Source organism: Pseudomonas sp. AC242 (assembly GCF_979258655.1).
The window spans coordinates 3,185,463-3,203,092 of record NZ_OZ409873.1 but is presented as its reverse complement, the minus strand read 5'-3'; the positions used below and the strand labels follow the sequence as shown (position 1 = coordinate 3,203,092).

15 protein-coding genes are annotated in these 17,630 nt (G+C 60.1%); 10 read left to right on the top strand and 5 right to left on the bottom strand.

Annotated elements, in window-relative coordinates:
- Window positions 1-24 precede the first annotated feature (24 nt).
- Window positions 25-921, bottom strand: a complete 897-nt coding sequence (locus ACZZ0A_RS14310; protein ID WP_007914988.1) for a LysR substrate-binding domain-containing protein — start codon at window positions 919-921, stop codon at window positions 25-27.
- 113 nt (window positions 922-1,034) lie between these two features.
- Between ACZZ0A_RS14310 and ACZZ0A_RS14305 the strand changes: the two genes are divergently transcribed.
- The 3 genes from ACZZ0A_RS14305 to ACZZ0A_RS14295 are packed head-to-tail and all read left to right on the top strand — an operon-like array spanning window position 1,035 to window position 3,283.
- Window positions 1,035-2,057 (top strand): aldo/keto reductase, encoded by a 1,023-nt coding sequence (locus ACZZ0A_RS14305; protein ID WP_463543354.1) that lies wholly within the window; start codon window positions 1,035-1,037, stop codon window positions 2,055-2,057.
- Window positions 2,054-2,851: an SDR family NAD(P)-dependent oxidoreductase gene (locus ACZZ0A_RS14300; RefSeq protein ID WP_463543353.1), complete on the top strand. Its 798-nt coding sequence runs from the start codon at window positions 2,054-2,056 to the stop codon at window positions 2,849-2,851. Before ACZZ0A_RS14305 ends, ACZZ0A_RS14300 begins: the two co-directional genes overlap by 4 nt.
- A gap of 21 nt (window positions 2,852-2,872) precedes the next feature.
- Window positions 2,873-3,283 carry an SRPBCC family protein gene (locus tag ACZZ0A_RS14295; RefSeq protein WP_095113643.1) on the top strand — a complete coding sequence of 137 codons (411 nt, stop codon included), beginning with the start codon at window positions 2,873-2,875 and terminating at the stop codon, window positions 3,281-3,283.
- 47 nt (window positions 3,284-3,330) lie between these two features.
- Here ACZZ0A_RS14295 and ACZZ0A_RS14290 read toward each other — a convergent pair whose 3' ends face one another.
- Both ACZZ0A_RS14290 and ACZZ0A_RS14285 read right to left on the bottom strand, forming a co-directional pair.
- Window positions 3,331-4,725, bottom strand: a complete 1,395-nt coding sequence (locus tag ACZZ0A_RS14290) for a sensor histidine kinase (protein WP_007914995.1) — start codon at window positions 4,723-4,725, stop codon at window positions 3,331-3,333.
- Window positions 4,703-5,386: a response regulator transcription factor gene (locus ACZZ0A_RS14285; RefSeq protein WP_007914996.1), complete on the bottom strand. Its 684-nt coding sequence runs from the start codon at window positions 5,384-5,386 to the stop codon at window positions 4,703-4,705. Before ACZZ0A_RS14285 ends, ACZZ0A_RS14290 begins: the two co-directional genes overlap by 23 nt.
- 193 nt (window positions 5,387-5,579) lie before the next feature.
- Between ACZZ0A_RS14285 and ACZZ0A_RS14280 the strand changes: the two genes are divergently transcribed.
- Window positions 5,580-5,888: a YdcA family protein gene (locus tag ACZZ0A_RS14280; RefSeq protein WP_042704902.1), complete on the top strand. Its 309-nt coding sequence runs from the start codon at window positions 5,580-5,582 to the stop codon at window positions 5,886-5,888.
- Window positions 5,889-6,080: 192 nt separating this feature from the next.
- Window positions 6,081-7,010, top strand: coding sequence for a hypothetical protein (locus ACZZ0A_RS14275; RefSeq protein WP_463543352.1), 930 nt, complete (start codon window positions 6,081-6,083; stop codon window positions 7,008-7,010).
- Between the two features lie 24 nt (window positions 7,011-7,034).
- Here ACZZ0A_RS14275 and ACZZ0A_RS14270 read toward each other — a convergent pair whose 3' ends face one another.
- Window positions 7,035-7,244: a hypothetical protein gene (locus ACZZ0A_RS14270; protein ID WP_141231768.1), complete on the bottom strand. Its 210-nt coding sequence runs from the start codon at window positions 7,242-7,244 to the stop codon at window positions 7,035-7,037.
- Between ACZZ0A_RS14270 and ACZZ0A_RS14265 the strand changes: the two genes are divergently transcribed.
- The 4 genes from ACZZ0A_RS14265 to hcnC all read left to right on the top strand — a co-directional run bounded on the left by ACZZ0A_RS14265 (window position 7,237) and on the right by hcnC (window position 10,991).
- Window positions 7,237-7,776, top strand: a complete 540-nt coding sequence (locus tag ACZZ0A_RS14265; RefSeq protein WP_007915001.1) for a hypothetical protein — start codon at window positions 7,237-7,239, stop codon at window positions 7,774-7,776. The genes ACZZ0A_RS14270 and ACZZ0A_RS14265 overlap by 8 nt on opposite strands.
- 242 nt (window positions 7,777-8,018) lie before the next feature.
- Window positions 8,019-8,333 carry a cyanide-forming glycine dehydrogenase subunit HcnA gene (hcnA, locus tag ACZZ0A_RS14260; RefSeq protein ID WP_042704901.1) on the top strand — a complete coding sequence of 105 codons (315 nt, stop codon included), beginning with the start codon at window positions 8,019-8,021 and terminating at the stop codon, window positions 8,331-8,333.
- A complete protein-coding gene (gene hcnB / locus ACZZ0A_RS14255) occupies window positions 8,330-9,739 on the top strand; it encodes a cyanide-forming glycine dehydrogenase subunit HcnB (RefSeq protein WP_463543351.1) in 1,410 nt (469 codons plus the stop codon). Before hcnA ends, hcnB begins: the two co-directional genes overlap by 4 nt.
- Window positions 9,732-10,991: a cyanide-forming glycine dehydrogenase subunit HcnC gene (hcnC, locus tag ACZZ0A_RS14250; RefSeq protein ID WP_123376651.1), complete on the top strand. Its 1,260-nt coding sequence runs from the start codon at window positions 9,732-9,734 to the stop codon at window positions 10,989-10,991. Before hcnB ends, hcnC begins: the two co-directional genes overlap by 8 nt.
- A gap of 52 nt (window positions 10,992-11,043) precedes the next feature.
- Here the strand turns inward: hcnC and ACZZ0A_RS14245 are convergent, their stop codons facing one another.
- Complete coding sequence (locus ACZZ0A_RS14245; protein WP_123376652.1) at window positions 11,044-12,852, bottom strand: monovalent cation:proton antiporter-2 (CPA2) family protein; 1,809 nt, start codon at window positions 12,850-12,852, stop codon at window positions 11,044-11,046.
- A 1,110-nt stretch (window positions 12,853-13,962) separates the two neighbouring features.
- On the opposite strand from ACZZ0A_RS14245, the gene ACZZ0A_RS14240 reads away from it, so the two are divergent.
- Complete coding sequence (locus tag ACZZ0A_RS14240) at window positions 13,963-17,607, top strand: indolepyruvate ferredoxin oxidoreductase family protein (RefSeq protein ID WP_463543350.1); 3,645 nt, start codon at window positions 13,963-13,965, stop codon at window positions 17,605-17,607.
- The last annotated feature ends 23 nt before the right edge of the window (window positions 17,608-17,630 follow it).

Below are 17,630 nucleotides of genomic sequence, written 5' to 3'. Positions count from 1 at the left end.
GCAAAACCTGTGGGAGCGAGCCTGTCAGTCAGCGGATATCTTGTCGTCAGTCAGGACTTTCCTGAAAGTCTCGACCAGCGGCCGCAAATTGATCCGGTGCCACGCCGCCCACAATGGCGTGGTCAAGGTCAGCCACGGCAGCTCGCGCAACACCACGCCCGGCGGCGCGTTATGGCTCAAACCCTTCTGAATCATCGCAATCCCCAACCCCGACGCCACCAACCCCAGCGCGGTAAACGGTTCGGTCGCCTGCATGCGCACATCCGGGGTGAAGCCGGCGCGGATGCAGGCGCTGACGAACTCATCATTGGCATCCTGACGCGGCTGCACGCCGATCCATTCCTGATCAGCCAGATCATCGGGACTCAACGCCGCTTGTTGCGCCAATGGATGGTGTTCCGGCAACGCCAGCAGCATCGGATCATCCAGCACCTGAAAGCCCAACAGATCAGGGTCGTCATCGGTCGGCGGCTCACTCACCAAGGCGATATCGAGACTACGCTGTCGCAAGCCTTCCAATTGCTCGGCGGAGCTGAGGTTGTACAGCGCGACATGGACGTTGGGACGATCCGCACGCAACACGCGCAAGGCATTGGGCAGGACGCCGGCGTGCATGGCGTTCTCGATATAGCCGATGCACAAACCGCCTTCTTCACCGCGACCGAGGCGTTTGCCGAGGGACTCGAGGCGATTGGCGTGGGTGAGCAGGGCGCGGGTTTCGGCAAGAAAAGTCTGGCCGTCGCGAGTCAGGCGAATACGTTGCTGGCTGCGCTCGAACAGCGTCAGACCCAGGCGTTCTTCGAGCTGGGCGATCTGCCGGCTCAGTGGCGACTGGGAAATATGCAGCCGTTCGGCGGCGCGACCGACGTGTTCTTCCTCGGCGACGACAACGAAGTAGCGCAATTGGCGGATGTCGATCATGTCAGACCTTTAGGGACTCAAGTGCTGCGCATTATGTCTTGGACGGTCTCGGTGTCGCAATCTAGGATCTGCTCAACGGTCGCACAGACCCAGAACCTATTGAGGAAAAACCCATGAGCTTGAAAGACAAACTGCCCGGCCAACTCGGCTTCGGCACCGCGCCACTGGGCAACATGTTCCGCGCCATCCCCGAAGACGAAGCGCAAGCCACCGTGCATGCCGCGTGGGATGCCGGTGTGCGTTACTTCGACACCGCGCCGTTCTACGGCTCCGGGCTGTCGGAGATCCGCCTCGGCGAAGCGCTGAAGCAATACAAGCGCGACGACTACGTGCTGAGCAGCAAGGTCGGCCGGGTGATTCTCGATGAAGTCGAAGACGCCGCCGCCCGCGATCTCGGCGAAAAAAGCGGGGTTTTCGAACACGGTCGCCCGAACAAGATCGTCAATGACTACAGCGCCGACGCGACTATGCGTTCGATCGAAGACAGCCTCAAGCGTCTGCAAACCGATCGCCTCGACATCGTCTGGGTGCACGACATCGCTCAGGACTTCTATGGCGATCAATGGCTGGAGTACTTCAATCAGGCCCGCACTGGCGCATTCAAAGTGCTGACCCGCTTGCGCGAAGAAGGCGTGATCAAAGGCTGGGGCCTGGGCGTGAACAAAGTCGAGCCGTGTGAACTGACCCTCGACCTCAGCGAAGCGCAGCCGGATGGCTTCCTGTTGGCCGGCCGCTACACGCTGCTGGATCACGAACGCCCGTTGCAACGCTTGATGGATGCAGCGCTGGCACAGAACGTTGAAATCGTCGTCGGTGGCCCTTACAGCTCAGGAATTCTGGCGGGAGGCTCGCACTTCGAATACCAGCAGGCCAGCCCTGAGGTCATCGCCAAAGTTGAGCAGATCAAGCGCATCGCCGCCGCTTACAACGTCGATATCAAAGCGGCTGCGTTGCAGTTCTCGCTGGCCAATCCCGCTGTTGCGGCGGTGATTCCCGGCGCGAGCAAACCCGGTCGAATCGCTGAAGATGTCGCGGCGTTATCGGCGATCATTCCTGCCGGTTTCTGGCAGGCGATGCGCGACGCCAAACTGGTTTCCGAACGTGCACCATTGCCAATCGATGAGGTGAAAGCATGAAGATTGATCTGAATGGAAAACTGGCCATCGTCAGCGGCAGCACCGCCGGCATTGGTCTGGGCATCAGCCAGTCGCTGGCCGAAGCGGGCGCCACAGTGGTGGTGATCGGTCGCGATGCCGCCAAGGTCGAGCAGGCGCTGGCGAGCATTCGCGAGAAGGTGCCGGGCGCGCAATTGCGTGGCTTGACGGCCGATCTGGGCACCGCCGAAGGCGCGCAGAAACTGTTCGCCGCCGAACCGCGCGCGGACATTCTGGTGAACAATCTCGGCATCTTCGACGCCGTGGATTTCTTCGAAGCGCCGGACAGCGAGTGGACGCGCTTCTATGAGGTCAACGTGATTTCCGGCGTGCGCCTGTCTCGGCATTACGTGCCGGCGATGGTCGAGCAGGGCTGGGGCCGGGTGATTTTCCTGTCCTCGGAATCCGGCGTCGCCACACCGGCCGACATGATCAATTACGGCGTGACCAAAAGCGCCAATCTGGCGGTGTCGCACGGTCTGGCCAAACGTCTGGCTGGCACCGGGGTGACGGTCAATGCGATCCTGCCGGGGCCGACCTTCACCGATGGCCTCGAAGACATGCTCAAGGATGCCGCTGCCGAATCCGGGCGTAACGTGCGCGATGAAGCCGACGCCTTTGTACGCAAGGCCCGCCCGACCTCGATCATCCAGCGCGTAGCGGATGTCGAAGAGGTCGCGCATCTGGTGACCTACATTGCTTCGCCGCTGTCGTCGGCCACCACTGGCGCCGCTTTGCGCGTCGATGGCGGCGTGGTCGACAGCCTGACTATCTGAATTCTGGAGAGACGTTTATTTATGCCAACAGCATCTGCAACCATCGATATTCCGGCTTCGGCCGATCAGGTCTGGCAATTGATCGGCGGCTTTAACACGCTGCCCGATTGGCTGCCCTTTATACCCAACAGTGAACTGAGCGACGGCGGCCGCGTGCGCACCTTGCAAACCGCTGACGGCGCTGTGGTGGTCGAGCGTCTGCAAGCGTTCGATAACGCGGCGAAGACTTACAGCTATTCGATTGAACAGGCACCGTTCCCGGCGACTGACTATCTGGCGACGATCAAGGTTGAAGCACAGGGGCAGGGCGCACGGGTGACGTGGTCGGGGCGCTTCAATGCCAAAGGCGTGAGTGATGAGGAGGTGGTGGCGCTGTTCAGCGGTATCTATCAGGGTGGCCTCGAGGCACTCCGAGCCAATTACCCAGCCTGAGTTGATGATCGTTCCCACGCAGAGCGTGGGAACGCTCATGTCAGGGATCAGGAGTTTTCGATCAGGCTCTGCCGGCAATCGAGCAGCAGTTTCGCCCCACCCAGATCACTGCTGCCGACTTCAAGACTGAAGCCATGCAAGCTGACAATCGCCGCCACAATCGACAGCCCCAAGCCAAAGCCACCCTGCGGTTGCCCACCCTCGGCGCGATAGAAACGCTGGAACACCGCTTCACGCTCAGCCTCGGGAATTCCCGGTCCTGAGTCATGCACTTCAATGCGCGTCTGCCCACCTGCGTTCACCCCGCGCAGCATCACCGTACCGCCCGGCGGGGTGAACTTGATCGAGTTGCTCAGCAGATTGGCCAGCGCCTCGAACAGCAACGCCCGATCGCCATTGAGCGGCGGCAACGTCTCCGGCATGTTCAGCTCGAAACGCAGTTCGCCTTCTTCGGCCAGCGGGAGGTAAAACTCATGCAGCTCTTCCAGCAATTGCACCGGGTCGAGTTCGACAAAACCTGAGCGGCGCTGGCGATCTTCCAGTTCGGAAATCCGCAGCAAACCGCGAAACCGCGCCATCAGCGTGTCGGCTTCGGCCAGCACCAGATCCAGTTGCGCTGCTTCCTGCGAGCCTTCGCCGGCCTGCTGCTGCATGCGATACAACTGCGCGCGCAGGCGCGTCAGCGGGGTGCGCAAATCATGGGCGATGTTGTCGCAGACGCCTTTGACTTCATTCATCAAACGCTCGATGCGCTCCAGCATGGCGTTGACGATGGCCGCGAGCATGTCCAGTTCATCGCGGCGATTGGACAGTGGCAGGCGATGGGTCAGGTCGCCGGCCACGATCGCCTGGGCGCTGTCCTGAATGGCTCTGATCCGCCGCAGTGGCCGACGCCGGAGCAAATGCCAACCGGCGATTCCAGGCAGAATCGTCAGCGATACGCCCCAGAACAACGCATGCAAAATGATCCGCGTGACGGCGAACAGCGAGCCGTTGTCGCGCAGCAGCACCAGCCAGCGGCCGTCGCGGGTTTGCGTGGCCACCGCGTCGCAGCTGTCATTGGGCAGGGTCGGGTCGTCGGAGTCGGCGCATTCGGCAAGCATGTGGATCTTGCCGTCCAGCGGCAGGCCTTCGGGGATCTGCTGCAACGCACCGCCGAGGTAAACGCCGTTGGCATCGAACAGGCCATAAGCGTCGATGCCACGAATGTCGAAGGTCATGCTGGCGGCGAGGGCGTCTTCCAGCTGTTCGCCGCGAAAGTGCGAAAACAGGTGCTGGCGTTGCATCAGCGAGTGTTTGGCGAGGTTGTCGAGGTAGCCGGAGACCTCGTAATACATGACCCCCATAAGGATCGCGCTCCAGGCCACGAACAGCGAACTGTACAGCGCCAGCAAACGGCTGCTGGAGGAGCGCCAGCCGTCAGACGGGTTCGGCAATGACATAACCCGAGCCCCGTACGGTGCGGATCAGCGGCACATGGCCGGCGGCGTCGATCTTCTTGCGCAGACGGCCGATGTGCACGTCGATCAGGTTGGTGCCGGGGTCGAAGTGATAGCCCCAGACCTCTTCGAAAATCATCATGCGCGAGAGGATCTGGCCACTGTTGCGCATGAGGAATTCGAGCAATTTGTATTCGGTCGGCAGCAGCGTCAGCACCTGTTCGGCACGTCGCGCTTCGTGGCTGATCAAGTCGAGTTCGAGGTCGGCGACCTGCAGCGTCGTGGCCTGAGTGGCGCCGCTGTTCTGCCGACGCAGCAACACTTCAACCCGCGCGGCCATTTCATCGGTGGCGAACGGTTTGGTCAGGTAGTCATCGCCGCCGGCGCGCAAGCCGCGTACGCGCTCGTCGACATCGGAGAGCGCGCTGATCATCAGAATCGGCGTGGCCACGCCCATGGTGCGCAGGGTAGTGACGATGGCCAGGCCATCGAGTTCGGGCAACATGCGGTCGAGGGTGATCAGGTCGTAGTTGCCGCTCACGGCGCGGTCGAGGCCTTCGCGGCCATTGTCGACCCAGTCGACTTCCAGCCCGTGGCTGCTCAGTTCGGCGACGATTTCCCGGGCGGTCACGGCGTCGTCTTCGATGGTCAAGATACGAGTCATAGGCAGGCCTGCTGATCGGTTCAAACGGAATGGCAGCATTTTGCCAAGAAATTCCGGCGACGCTTTAAATTAACTTTCATGTTGTAGCTGTCATTTGCGCGCTTTGGGGATTAATTTGCCGGAACGTTGATATCATCTGGCCATAATTCTCTACAGGAGTTGTCCCGTGCGTATTTCCATTCGCCGTGGCTGGATGCCAATTACCGGTCTGTTGCTGGTGCTGTTCAGCGCTTCGGCATGGGCGGCCAATACGCCGTGTTCCGGCAAAAAAGGCGGGATCGCTCGCTGCGATGGCGACCTGTTCCTGTGCAATGACGGTTCCATCAGCGGCTCGAAGAAAAGCTGCGCGGCGATGTTTGGCGAGCCCCAGCAGGCCCGTCCACAAAACCTCCTGCAAAGTGATGATGGTTGCGCCTGCGGCACGGGTTCGTTTTGTACTGGCCCACGTGGCGGGGTGTATTGCCTGACGCCTAGCGGCAACAAAAGCTACAAACGTAAATAACTGGCATTTGTGCCAATGCATAAAACCCGCTGTTATTCGGCCCTTGTTGCAATTTGCATGGTCCGAGGAAGTTCATTCTTTCTAACTGATTGAAAATAAAAGATTTATTTATTTCTCGCGACTGGCACGGTCACTGCAATTCATCTGCTGACGAGTTGTAACACCATTTTTCATGCCTGGAGCAGAACAACAATGAATAGATCCCCTGATGGGTTTTATCCCGCCGTTGAAGAGTCGAGCAGCGTTTCGGGCGTGTCCTGGGGCGCGATTTTCGCCGGTGCTGCGGCTGCCGCTGCACTGTCGATGATTTTAGTCCTGCTCGGGTTTGGTTTGGGTTTATCTGCCGTTTCACCGTGGGCCGGAGAGGGCGTGAGCGCCAAGGGCCTGGGCATTTCGACAATCGTCTGGCTGGCGGCGACGCAAATCATCGCTTCCGGCATGGGTGGCTACATCGCCGGTCGTCTGCGGGTGAAGTGGGCGAACATGCACGGTGACGAAGTGTATTTCCGTGACACCGCGCACGGCTTCCTTGCCTGGTGTGTGGCGACGTTGGTCACCGCGGTGCTGGTGGTCGGCTCGGTCAGCAGTGTGATCAGTGGTGGTGTGCAGGCCGGTGCCAGTGTCGCTGGCGGTGCTGCCAGCGCCATGACCCAAGCGGCCGGTTCTGCGGCGGCCAACACCGACAGCAACCAGTACGGTTACTACATCGACAGCCTGTTCCGCGATGACCGTCCAGCCTCGGTCAGCGATGACGCAGCGCATGGCGCCGTGGCGCGGATCTTTGCACAAAGCCTGGCCAACGGTCAGCTGAGTGCCGAAGACCGTACCTACCTGGCGCAACTGGTCGCCCAGCGGACCAACCTGACTCAGGCCGATGCCGAGCGCCGCGTCGATGAAATCTACGCCCGCACTCAGAAAGCCCTGGCCGACGCCAAACTGAAAGCTCAACAAGCCGCCGACACCGCTGCGAAAGTCGCTGCCTGGACCTCGCTGTGGATGTTCATCTCGCTGTTGGCCGGTGCGTTCTTCGCCAGCCTCGCGGCCACCTACGGCGGTCGTCGTCGGGATGCCGTTGAGTACGTAGAAGTCGACACCTACACCACGACCACTCCAGTCCGTTAAACAAGGAGCATGACCATGCGCTCATTACTGCTGTTTTTCCTCGGCGTACCGATCCCGATCATCATCCTGATCGCCCTGTTCGTGCACTGATTGCTCCATTGAGGCCCATGCCTCGGCCGTTTCCACCTTCGGGTGGAAGCGGCTTTTTGCTTTCTGACGGGCAACAAGGGGAAAATCCGCGTCGGCAACGGGGCGGCCGTTGCGCGCACGTTTAAGGATGAATACGTTGAACAAGCAAGCAATCAAACGAAAAGTCGTCGAAATGCTCGATAGCGGGCATTCCAGGGCCGAAACCTTCAAGGCGTTTTCGGGTGGCAAGGTCAAGGATCGAGTGCTGGCGGGCTGGATCGGGGCGCATCCGGATCCCGCCCTGAGAAAACGACACGCCGTTAAAGTCAACATTCTGGTCGCACTGATGGGTATCTGGGGACTTCTCGGGGCGATAGCCGGGCTGCTTCAAATCAATGACGGTGGCATCGCTATGGCATTGACCATGGTCTTGATTATTGGCGTGATTCCGCTCTTGTTTGCGTGGGGCTTTTACAAGGGCATCGCGGTGATTTACACAATCTATGTCACCTTCACGATCAGCCAGATTCCTCGTGAATTCTACGGCTTCAGTGAAGAACCCGTGTCGACTCTGCTCGGCGTGGCGTTCATTCTGGCCATGGTGTTCTACGCCGCCTGGGTCAAATCGCTGCTGTTTCCGGACCTCGCTTTGGTCGGTACAAGGAAGATCAAAGGGCAGTACGTCTTCTCCAATTGATCGTTGGACAATCCAGCCGCTTTCACTGGCCTGGATCAATATTTCGCCGGGCGAGATCGCCTAACGTAAATGATCCAGGCCTTTGCTGAGGTATGAACTACAGTGCTTCACGCGCACCTTGTTGCGCTGACGGAGTACCCGTGTCGACGCCCCAATCACAGCAACAATAAACGCGTCGACCCGGTGTAGTGCAGCAAGGAGCTGACACCACCTCAACCGAACTTTCACGGATGAACATCGCAATGCACTGCCAAGAAAGAACTTTCGATATCCAGCCGTTGGCGCAGGCGGATATGACCGTCCATATCAACGGCCAAGCGGTCACCGCCGCCATTGGTGAAACCGTCCTCAGCGTTATCCAGTCCCTCGGCGTTCGCCAGATTGCCCGTAATGATCACGACCAGATCACCGGCGCCTACTGCGGCATGGGCGTGTGCCAGTGCTGCCTGGTGAAAATCAATGGCCGGCACAAACGCCGTGCCTGTCAGACCGTCGTGCGCGACGGCATGCAGATTGAAACCCAGGTCAACCGCATCACTGCGCAGGAGGTCGTATGAACCTGCAACCGGTAATCGTCGGCGGTGGCCCGGCGGGGATGGCAGCGGCCATCGAACTGGCGCGCCACGGTGTGCGCTGCACCTTGCTTGAAGAAGCATCGCGGCTTGGCGGCGTGGTTTATCGCGGGCCGCTGCGTGATGGCGTGCAACTGGATTATCTCGGCCCGCGTTATTCCGAAGCATTGGGCAAACTGCACGGTGATTTTCAGGAGCAGGCCGGGCTGATCGACGTGCGCCTCAACCATCGCGTGGTCGGCGCCGAAGGCACCCGCGCGCTAGTGGTGCTGGATGGTGACGAGCAATTGCACGAAATCGAGTATCCACAATTGCTCCTGGCCGCCGGTTGCCACGAACGCAGCGTGCCGTTTCCCGGCTGGACATTGCCGGGGGTGATCATGCTTGGCGGCCTGCAACTGCAAATCAAAAGCGGCGTGGTCAAGCCGCAAGGGCCGGTGATCATCGCCGGCACCGGGCCGTTGCTGCCGCTGGTGGCGACGCAGTTGCACGCTTCGGGCGTCAGCGTCGCGGGCGTGTATGAAGCCTGCGCGTTCGGCAAGATTGCCCGTGAAAGTCTGGCGCTGCTGAACAAGCCACAACTGTTCCTCGATGGCTTGAGCATGCTCGCCTACCTGAAACTGCACGGTATCCCGATGAACTACGGCTGGGGCGTGGTCGAAGCCCACGGCGAAGACGAACTGAAAAGCGTCAGCGTCGCGCCGTACTCGGCGACTTGGGAGCCGGACATGAGCCGCGTCGAGCGTTTCGAGGCCAAGACCCTCGCGGTCGGTTACGGCTTTATTCCGCGCACCCAACTGAGTCAGCAGATGGGCCTGGATCACGGCTTCAGTGACGATGGCTATCTGCGCGCCAACGCCAACGTCTGGCAGCAAAGCAACGAACCCCACGTGCATCTGGCCGGCGACATGGGCGGGATTCGCGGTGGTGAAGCGGCGATGCTCGCTGGCAAGATCGCGGCGACCTCGATTCTGCTGCAGCGCGGAGTGCTCGAAGAGGAATTGGCGCGGGTGCGTCGCGACCGCTACTTGAGCAAACTCAAAGCCATCGTGCGCTTCCGCGCCGCTGTGGATCGCTACACCGAACGCGGCGTTGGCCAGACTGCATTGCCTGCTGCCGATACGGTGATTTGCCGTTGCGAACACGCCACCCGCGCCGACATCGACCTGGCGCTGGAGCAGGGCGTGCAAGACATCGCCAGCCTGAAAATGCGTACCCGCGTGAGCATGGGCGATTGCCAGGGACGGATGTGCGTCGGCTACTGCAGCGACCGCCTGCGCCAGGCCACCGGACGCAAGGACGTTGGTTGGCTGCGCCCGCGTTTCCCGATCGATCCGATTCCCTTTTCCGCGTTCCAGTCCATCGGCACGGAGGCCGCTGCCCATGAGTAAGTTCTACGACGTGGTCATCGCCGGTGGTGGCGTGATCGGGGCGTCCTGCGCCTATCAACTGTCCAAGCGCAAAAACCTCAAGGTCGCACTGATCGACGCCAAGCGCCCGGGCAACGCGACCCGTGCCTCGGCCGGCGGTTTGTGGGCGATCGGTGAGTCGGTCGGCCTCGGTTGCGGGGTGATTTTCTTCCGCATGATGTCGGCCAACCGCAAACGCGAAACCCAGGGCGCGGCGGTCGCCGTGGACGCGAGCACGCCGCACATTCTGCCGGAGTCGTTTTTCGATTTTGCCTTGCAGTCCAACGCGTTGTACCCGGCGCTGCACCGTGAGCTGAAAGACAATCACGGGATGGATTTCAAGTTCGAAAAGACCGGGCTGAAATTCGTCATCTACGACGACGAAGACCGGCTCTACGCCGAGCACATCGTCGGCTGCATTCCGCACCTGGCCGACCAGGTGCGCTGGCTTGATCAGGCGGCGCTGCGCGAGGCTGAACCGAGCGTCAGCCATGAAGCACGCGGGGCACTGGAATTTCTCTGCGATCACCAGGTCAGCCCGTTCCGCCTCGCCGATGCCTACATGGAAGGCGCGCGGCAGAACGGCGTCGACATTTTCGTCAACACCAACGTCACCGGCGTGTTGCACCACGGTAGCCGCGTCACCGGTGTGCAGACGGCTGAGGAGGGCGTATTCCACTGCAAGACGCTGATCAACGCCGGCGGTGCCTGGGCGGCGGATCTGAGCGAATGGGCGACGGGGATTCGCATCCCGGTGAAACCGGTGAAAGGCCAGATTCTGCTCACCGAGCGCATGCCGAAAATCCTCAACGGCTGCCTGACCACCAGCGACTGCTACGTGGCGCAAAAGGACAACGGCGAGATCCTGATCGGCAGCACCACTGAAGACAAAGGCTTCGACGTCACCACCACCTACCCGGAAATCGCCGGGCTGGTGCAGGGCGCAGTGCGGTGTCTGCCGGAGCTGAAAGACGTCAACCTCAAGCGTACGTGGGCGGGGTTGCGCCCGGGTTCGCCGGATGAGTTGCCGATTCTCGGGCCGATGCGCGGGGTGGAGGGTTATCTGAATGCCTGCGGGCATTTCCGCACCGGGATTCTGACGTCGGCGATTACCGGCGTGCTGCTGGACAAACTGGTCAACGATGAACCGCTGCCGCTGGATATCACACCGTTTCTGGCGGATCGGTTTGAAGTCGCGCCGGTCAAACAGGAGCTGGAACTGGAACTGGTCTGACCTTGGCAAGATGATCATTCCCACGCTCCGCGTGGGAACAATCGGGTGTGGCTCAGGTTTGGCGTGATTCTTCTTCGAGCTGATCCGATTCGAACAACCGCGCCAGTTCCGCCCGGGCTTCCTGGGCGGTTTGCAGGACTTTGGCGGCATCGTCGTAGATCGCGTGTTGCGCCTCCAGCACCTGTTCGTCGTGATGCTTGAAGCGCTTGATCCGTGCATCGGCCTGGGCCTGGGTCAAACCGAGGCCGACCAAGGTGCGTCGACTCATTTCCAGACTCGAGTAATAGGTTTCACGAATCGCTTCCGCGCCGACATCGACCAAGCGGTGCACATGCTGACGGTTACGTGCCCGAGCGATGATCTTCATGTGCGGATACAGCTTGCGCACCACCTCGGCGGTCTTGATGTTGGTGTCCGGGTCGTCCGTGGCAATCACGAAATATTCCGCCTCGCCGACCTTGGCCGCATTGAGGATTTCCGGGCGCATCGGGTCGCCGTAGAACACCGGCACACCGCCAAAGCTGCGCGACAGTTCAATGGTTTCCACCGAGGTGTCCAGCGCGACGAACTTGATGTTCTGCGCACGCAGAATCCGCGCCACGATCTGACCCATCCGGCCCATGCCGGCGATCACTACACGCGGGGTGTCAGTGTCGATTTCACGGTATTTTTCCGGCACTTCCACCGGCTGCACTTTCGGGCTGACCAGCCGCGCGCAAATCAACAGCAACAACGGTGTTACCGCCATCGACAGGGTGATGGTCAGCACCAGCAAGTCATACAGGCGTGGTTCGAACAGACCCTGATCACGACCGATCTTGAACACCACAAAGGCGAATTCACCACCCGCCGCCAACACGATACCAAGGCGAATCGCACTGACCTTGTTCAAGCCACCGGCCAGGCGCCCGACGACGAACAGCAGCGGTAACTTCAAACCGATCAACAGCAGCGTCAGCCCCAACACGGTGATCGGCGCGCTGAGCAGCAAACTCAAGTTGGCGCCCATGCCGACACTGATGAAAAACAGCCCGAGCAGCAACCCTTTGAACGGCTCGATCTGCGCTTCCAGTTCATGGCGATATTCCGAATCCGCCAACAGCAAACCGGCAAGAAACGCCCCCAGCGCCATCGACACACCGACCAGATCCATCAACCACGCCGTACCGATCACCACCAGCAACGCCGTAGCCGTCGACACTTCCGGCAAACCGGTTTTCGCCACCACGCGGAACACCGGACGCAGCAGATAACGCCCACCGACCACGACCACCGCGATACCGCCGAGCACTTGCAGTGCGTGATTCAGACTCTCGGCGTTGCTGGTGTCGTGGGCACCCCCGGCCAGCATCGGCACCAGCGCAATCAACGGGATCGCGGCGATGTCCTGGAACAGCAGAATCGCAAACGCCAGCCGCCCGTGGGGGCTGGTCAGTTCCTTGCGTTCGGCCAGACTTTGCAGACCGAATGCCGTGGATGAGAGCGCCAGACCGAGGCCAAGCACAATCGCACTGTTCAGCGGTTGGCCAAACACCGACAACGCCAGCACGCCGATCACCGAAGCGGTCAACAGCACTTGCGCCAGGCCGACGCCGAACACTGATTTGCGCATCACCCACAAGCGTCGCGGCGACAGCTCAAGGCCAATGATGAACAGCAGCAACACCACACCGAGTTCGGAAATATGCGCGACGCTTTGCGGATTGCCGATCAGGCCGAGCACCGACGGGCCGATGATCACCCCGGCAAACAGATAACCGAGCACGGCACCCAATTGCAGACGTTTGGCCAAAGGCACGGTGAGCACGGCCGCGAACAGAAAGACGACGGCGGCTTGCAACAGATTGCCTTCATGGGGCATGGGGGGTTACTCCTGACAACGGTACGGCGGGGGTGACAAGGATAAGGGTTGAGTTCCTGTCACACCACTGGCACTTTCGGGGGGGCGATTTGCGGTTAATGTCTTTTGATGGGCGCGCGAGGTCTTGCGTTGAAGAGTGTCAGGCGCCGTGGAATTGTTTTCCGGCCAAAGACGCTTCGCCAATTATCTGGTTATGAAAAGCAATACTTTGGACTTGATGTAATGCGCGTGATATTGCCGAGCAATTGCGCGATAACTCGATAATCGCTGGCGATGGGCGAAGTTTTTAATTGGAAGATCCATTCAGTCTTGATCGGCGAGTGCACGGGGGGTCGATAATGCGAAGCTCGCAATGCCAGTATTACGCCAAGCAGTTACGTGAACTGGATAGTTCGTAATGGTCAGTTTCTGATTAAATGTTTGTTACAGCGATTGACAAGCTGAAGGCTCCGAATCTACTATTTTTCACCCGAGATGCTGGCTGTATATAACGGCTGTAATAAAGCGACCAGGATGGTCGCGAGAAGTTTTCACAAGGAATTGAAACTTTGTATCTGGACTCCATTGGATCGGAATCTCTGCGATTTCACCTCATTCCCCATATCGGTCGCAGCGTGGCGCAAGATCATGCGTCGACTGAAATCCTGGCGTCATTATGGCGTCGCCAAATTCATGGCAGTCACTCGATGGAGCCCCGGGAAGCCGCGGGTTCAGACGAGTTCATCTTCCTGAAAAATCGAAAACCCCTTTGCGGTCTGTTGGCTTCCCAAGCCGCAGGTGACGCGTTTTTGAACGGCTCTTGACGACGACTTCAGTGCAGTCTGAAGTTGTACTCGCTATCGAGATAAATACAACTTTCAAAGTAAAGATTTCATAATGATTTGAAGTTTTGTACTTGGATTTCGTGCCGCGTTTATAACGAAAGTACAAAAAAAATCGATCGGTTCTCTATAAATCGCGGAGCCGTGCGAGTGCGTTTTTTTGCGCGCGCTATTCAAGTGCTTATACCTCGTGAATTCGTCGAGTAGTGATCAAGTGTTTTGATGCAACCTCTGCTGTAGTGCGCAATTAAGCACATTAAATGTGAAGTTTTCATAAGGATTTGAAACTGTGTACTTGGATTCCATTGATTCAGAACGCCAACGGCTGCAACCGGACAAACTCGCGACTGATGAGACTCAGGCGCCATTGTCGCGTATCGAGCGGTATGACAGTCGCTCGATCTACTGCCGGGAACACGCACTGCCCAACGAACGGGTCTTTTTGAGTGGCCAGCAGGCGTTGGTGAGGTTGCTGCTGTCCCAGGCTGAACTGGATCGATCCAACGGCATTCGCACGGCGGGGTTCGTTAGTGGCTACCGGGGGTCACCGCTGGGTGGTGTCGACCGCGAGCTGGTCAAGGCCAAGGCTGTTCTGGAGAGTGCGAACATCCGTTTTCTGCCCGCGATCAATGAAGATCTGGCAGCCACGGCCCTGATCGGCACGCAGCGCGTCGAAACTGATCCGCAGCGTCTGTATGACGGCGTGTTCGGCATGTGGTACGGCAAGGGGCCCGGGGTCGACCGCTCCGGTGACGCGATCAAGCACGGCAGTTCCTATGGCTCGTCGCCCAACGGTGGGGTTCTGGTGGTCACTGGTGACGATCACGGTTGCGTGTCGTCATCGATGTCGCATCAATCCGACCGCACGCTGATCGCCTGGGGTTTGCCGGTGATTCATCCGGCAGGCCTTGATGATTACGAACGCTGCGGTCTGTGGGGGTGGGCGCTGTCACGCACTTCAGGATTGTGGGTGGGCTTCAAGGCCATCACCGAAACCGTCGAGGCAACTGCCTCCGTTGAATCGATCCCGCTACCCGAATTCGTCACCCCCGAGATCAATCCGGGACCAGACGGGCTGCATTGGCGCTGGCCGGACCTGCCGGGCATGCAGATCGAGCGCCGGACCGCGTTCAAGTTCGACGCCGCCCGGGCCTTTGCCTTGGCGAACCCGATCGATACCGCGGTCACCGCGCCCGCCCGGCCGACGCTGGTCATCGGTGCGGTGGGCAAGGCGTATGGCGACGTGCGCCAGGCCTTGCAGCAATGTGGTATCTCCCTTGAGCAACTGGAAAACGCCGGCGTCGCGCTGCTCAAGATCAACCTGGTCTATCCGCTGTCGCCTGTGCTGGACGCCTGGACCCGACGCGCCGGCAATGTGCTGATCATCGAAGAGAAGCAAGCGATTGTCGAAGAGCAGCTCAAACAGAAGTACTACAACGCTGCGCATGACCAGCGTGCGGTGATCATCGGCAAGACCGACGAACACGGCCAACCACTGATCTCGGATCACGAAGAGCTGCGTCCGTCGCGCATCGCCGTACTGCTCAAGCAGCGTCTGCAAGGCATGGGCATTGACCTGAGTCTCCCGGATTTCTGGTGCCTGCCCAGCGTCTCGCGAGTTGAAGAGTGGATCCGGCGCACGCCTTATCTGTGTTCCGGATGCCCGCACAACACCTCCACTCAGGTGCCCAAGGGCAGTGAAGCGCGGCTCGGCATCGGTTGCCATGCCATGGCCGCGCGCATGCCTGAACGCTCGACCACCGGCAGCGTGCAGATGGGTGGAGAAGGGGTCGACTGGCTGGGCCAGGCACCGTTCGTACAGACCCCGCACATCTTCCAGAACATCGGCGACGGGACCTTTTTTCACTCCGGATTCCTCGCGGTGCGACAGGCCATCGCGGCCGGCGCGACCATCACCTACAAGCTGCTCTACAACGACGCGGTGGCCATGACCGGCGGCCAGCCGATCGACGGCAAGCTCACGGTGAAGAAAGCCGTTGAACTGCTCAAGGCCGAAGGCGCGCAGCGAATCGTGGTGGTGGCGGACGACCTGCAGCGATACCTGGCGCATGACAGTCTGCCTCAGGGCATCGAAGTCTTTCACCGTGAAAAGCTCGAAGAAGTGCAGTTGCAACTGCGCGACACCCGTGGCGTCAGCGTGCTGATTTTCGATCAGGTCTGCGCCGTCGAAGGTCGTCGACGCAAGAAGCAATTGCCGGCCTCGCTGGTGAAGACTGAAGTGGTCATCAACGAAGCGGTCTGTGAAGGTTGCGGCGACTGCCAGGTCAAATCCAACTGCCTGTCGGTGATCCCGGTGCAAACCTCGTTCGGTGCCAAGCGCCGCATCGATCCGCACTCGTGCAACACCGATCTGTCGTGCATCAAGGGCTTCTGTCCAAGCTTTGTGACAGTGACCGGCAAGCTGCGGCAACGACCGCGCAAACTCGCCGACAGCGCCCAGGTGCTGGCGCGGGCCGAAGCGCTGGCGCTGCCGCCAGTCGCGCGTGCGCTCGACCTGCCGTATGAAATGCTCCTGGCGGGTGTTGGCGGCACCGGTGTGGTGACCGTGGCGCGGGCGATTGCCATGGCCGCCCACCTCGACGGACGTGCGGTCAGCGTGCTCGACTTTACCGGTTTTGCGCAAAAGGGCGGCGCCGTGTTGAGCCACATACGTCTGGCCGGCGACGCCGATGCGTTGCACCAGCACCGCATCGACATCGGCGGTGCCGACCTGCTGCTTGCGGCCGATCTGGTGGTGGCCAGTGAAGACGATGCGCTGGCAACGCTGCGACCGGACAAAACCGTGGTCATCGCCAACAGTGCCCTGACCCAGACTGGCGCAATGTTGCGCAATACCGGACTGGGTATAGAAACCGACGCGATTCAAACGTTTCTGCAGCAAAAGGTTGGTGCCGAACACTTCCACAGCCTGGATGCCGGTGAGTTGGCGAACAGCTTGGTCAGCCCGATGCAAGCCAACATGCTGTTGCTCGGTTACGCGTGGCAGAAGGGCACGATACCGGTGTCGCTGCCGGCGCTGAAAAAAGCCATTGATCTGGCCGGCAGCGCCGCGACCAACCATTTGGCTTTCGCCTGGGGCCGGTTGTGGGCGCAGGATTCAGCTTTTGTCGCGCCTTACCTGGAGCAACCCATGGATGCCGTGTCGACGATTGCGATCCGCGACATCAGCGACATGCGCGGCCGCCACGAAAGCCTCGAACAACTGATCAACCATCGCAGCGAATTCCTCACCAGCTACCAGAATGCAGCGTATGCGGCGCGTTACCGCAAGGTCATCGAGCAACTGCGAGCGCTACCGGCGGCCGGTAATGACAGCGCGCTGACCCAGGCAGTGGCACGCAACCTCTTCAAGCTGATGGCTTACAAGGACGAGTACGAGGTTGCACGGCTGCTCACCACGCGCAGTTTCACCGACTCGCTGAAGGCCCGCTTCGACGGTGGCGTTCGCCTGAAATTTCACTTTGCCTTGCCGCTGCTGCGCAAGAACCAGGAGAGCACCGGCGAGCCGAAAAAGATCGCGTTTTCCGGCTGGATCCTGCCGTTGCTGAAGGTCCTGGCCAAGGGCCGGGTGTTGCGCAACACCCGGTTCGATCCGCTGGGCTTCTCTGCCGAACGCCGCGAAGAGCGTCGCTTGCTCAATGACTACGAGCAAACCCTGCAACGCCTGTTACCGAAATTGAACTCGGAGAATCTGTCGGCGTTCGTCGCCTGGGCAAATCTGCCGGATTCGATTCGCGGCTACGGCCACGTCAAGCAGCGCTCGATTGCGGCGGCGCGACTGCGCGAGAAAGAACTCATCGAACAGATTCTGGCGGACAAGCCGGTCATTCACGGTGTCGAGTCATGGCAGCCATCCACCGTCATCGCCAGGCAACTGAGCGAAGAAGAGCGCGACGTGATGGAAGCCTCTTGACCGAAGGCTACGCCAGCCCCGCA

Coding starts and splice junctions, on each gene's coding strand:
- hcnC (WP_123376651.1), top strand. CDS start 9,732: ATGAGTAAGTTCTACGACGTGGTCATCGCCGGTGGTGGCGTGATCGGG.
- ACZZ0A_RS14280 (WP_042704902.1), top strand. CDS start 5,580: ATGCCAATTACCGGTCTGTTGCTGGTGCTGTTCAGCGCTTCGGCATGG.
- ACZZ0A_RS14285 (WP_007914996.1), bottom strand. CDS start 5,386: ATGACTCGTATCTTGACCATCGAAGACGACGCCGTGACCGCCCGGGAA.
- hcnB (WP_463543351.1), top strand. CDS start 8,330: ATGAACCTGCAACCGGTAATCGTCGGCGGTGGCCCGGCGGGGATGGCA.
- ACZZ0A_RS14290 (WP_007914995.1), bottom strand. CDS start 4,725: ATGTCATTGCCGAACCCGTCTGACGGCTGGCGCTCCTCCAGCAGCCGT.
- hcnA (WP_042704901.1), top strand. CDS start 8,019: ATGCACTGCCAAGAAAGAACTTTCGATATCCAGCCGTTGGCGCAGGCG.
- ACZZ0A_RS14275 (WP_463543352.1), top strand. CDS start 6,081: ATGAATAGATCCCCTGATGGGTTTTATCCCGCCGTTGAAGAGTCGAGC.
- ACZZ0A_RS14305 (WP_463543354.1), top strand. CDS start 1,035: ATGAGCTTGAAAGACAAACTGCCCGGCCAACTCGGCTTCGGCACCGCG.
- ACZZ0A_RS14295 (WP_095113643.1), top strand. CDS start 2,873: ATGCCAACAGCATCTGCAACCATCGATATTCCGGCTTCGGCCGATCAG.
- ACZZ0A_RS14245 (WP_123376652.1), bottom strand. CDS start 12,852: ATGCCCCATGAAGGCAATCTGTTGCAAGCCGCCGTCGTCTTTCTGTTC.
- ACZZ0A_RS14300 (WP_463543353.1), top strand. CDS start 2,054: ATGAAGATTGATCTGAATGGAAAACTGGCCATCGTCAGCGGCAGCACC.
- ACZZ0A_RS14310 (WP_007914988.1), bottom strand. CDS start 921: ATGATCGACATCCGCCAATTGCGCTACTTCGTTGTCGTCGCCGAGGAA.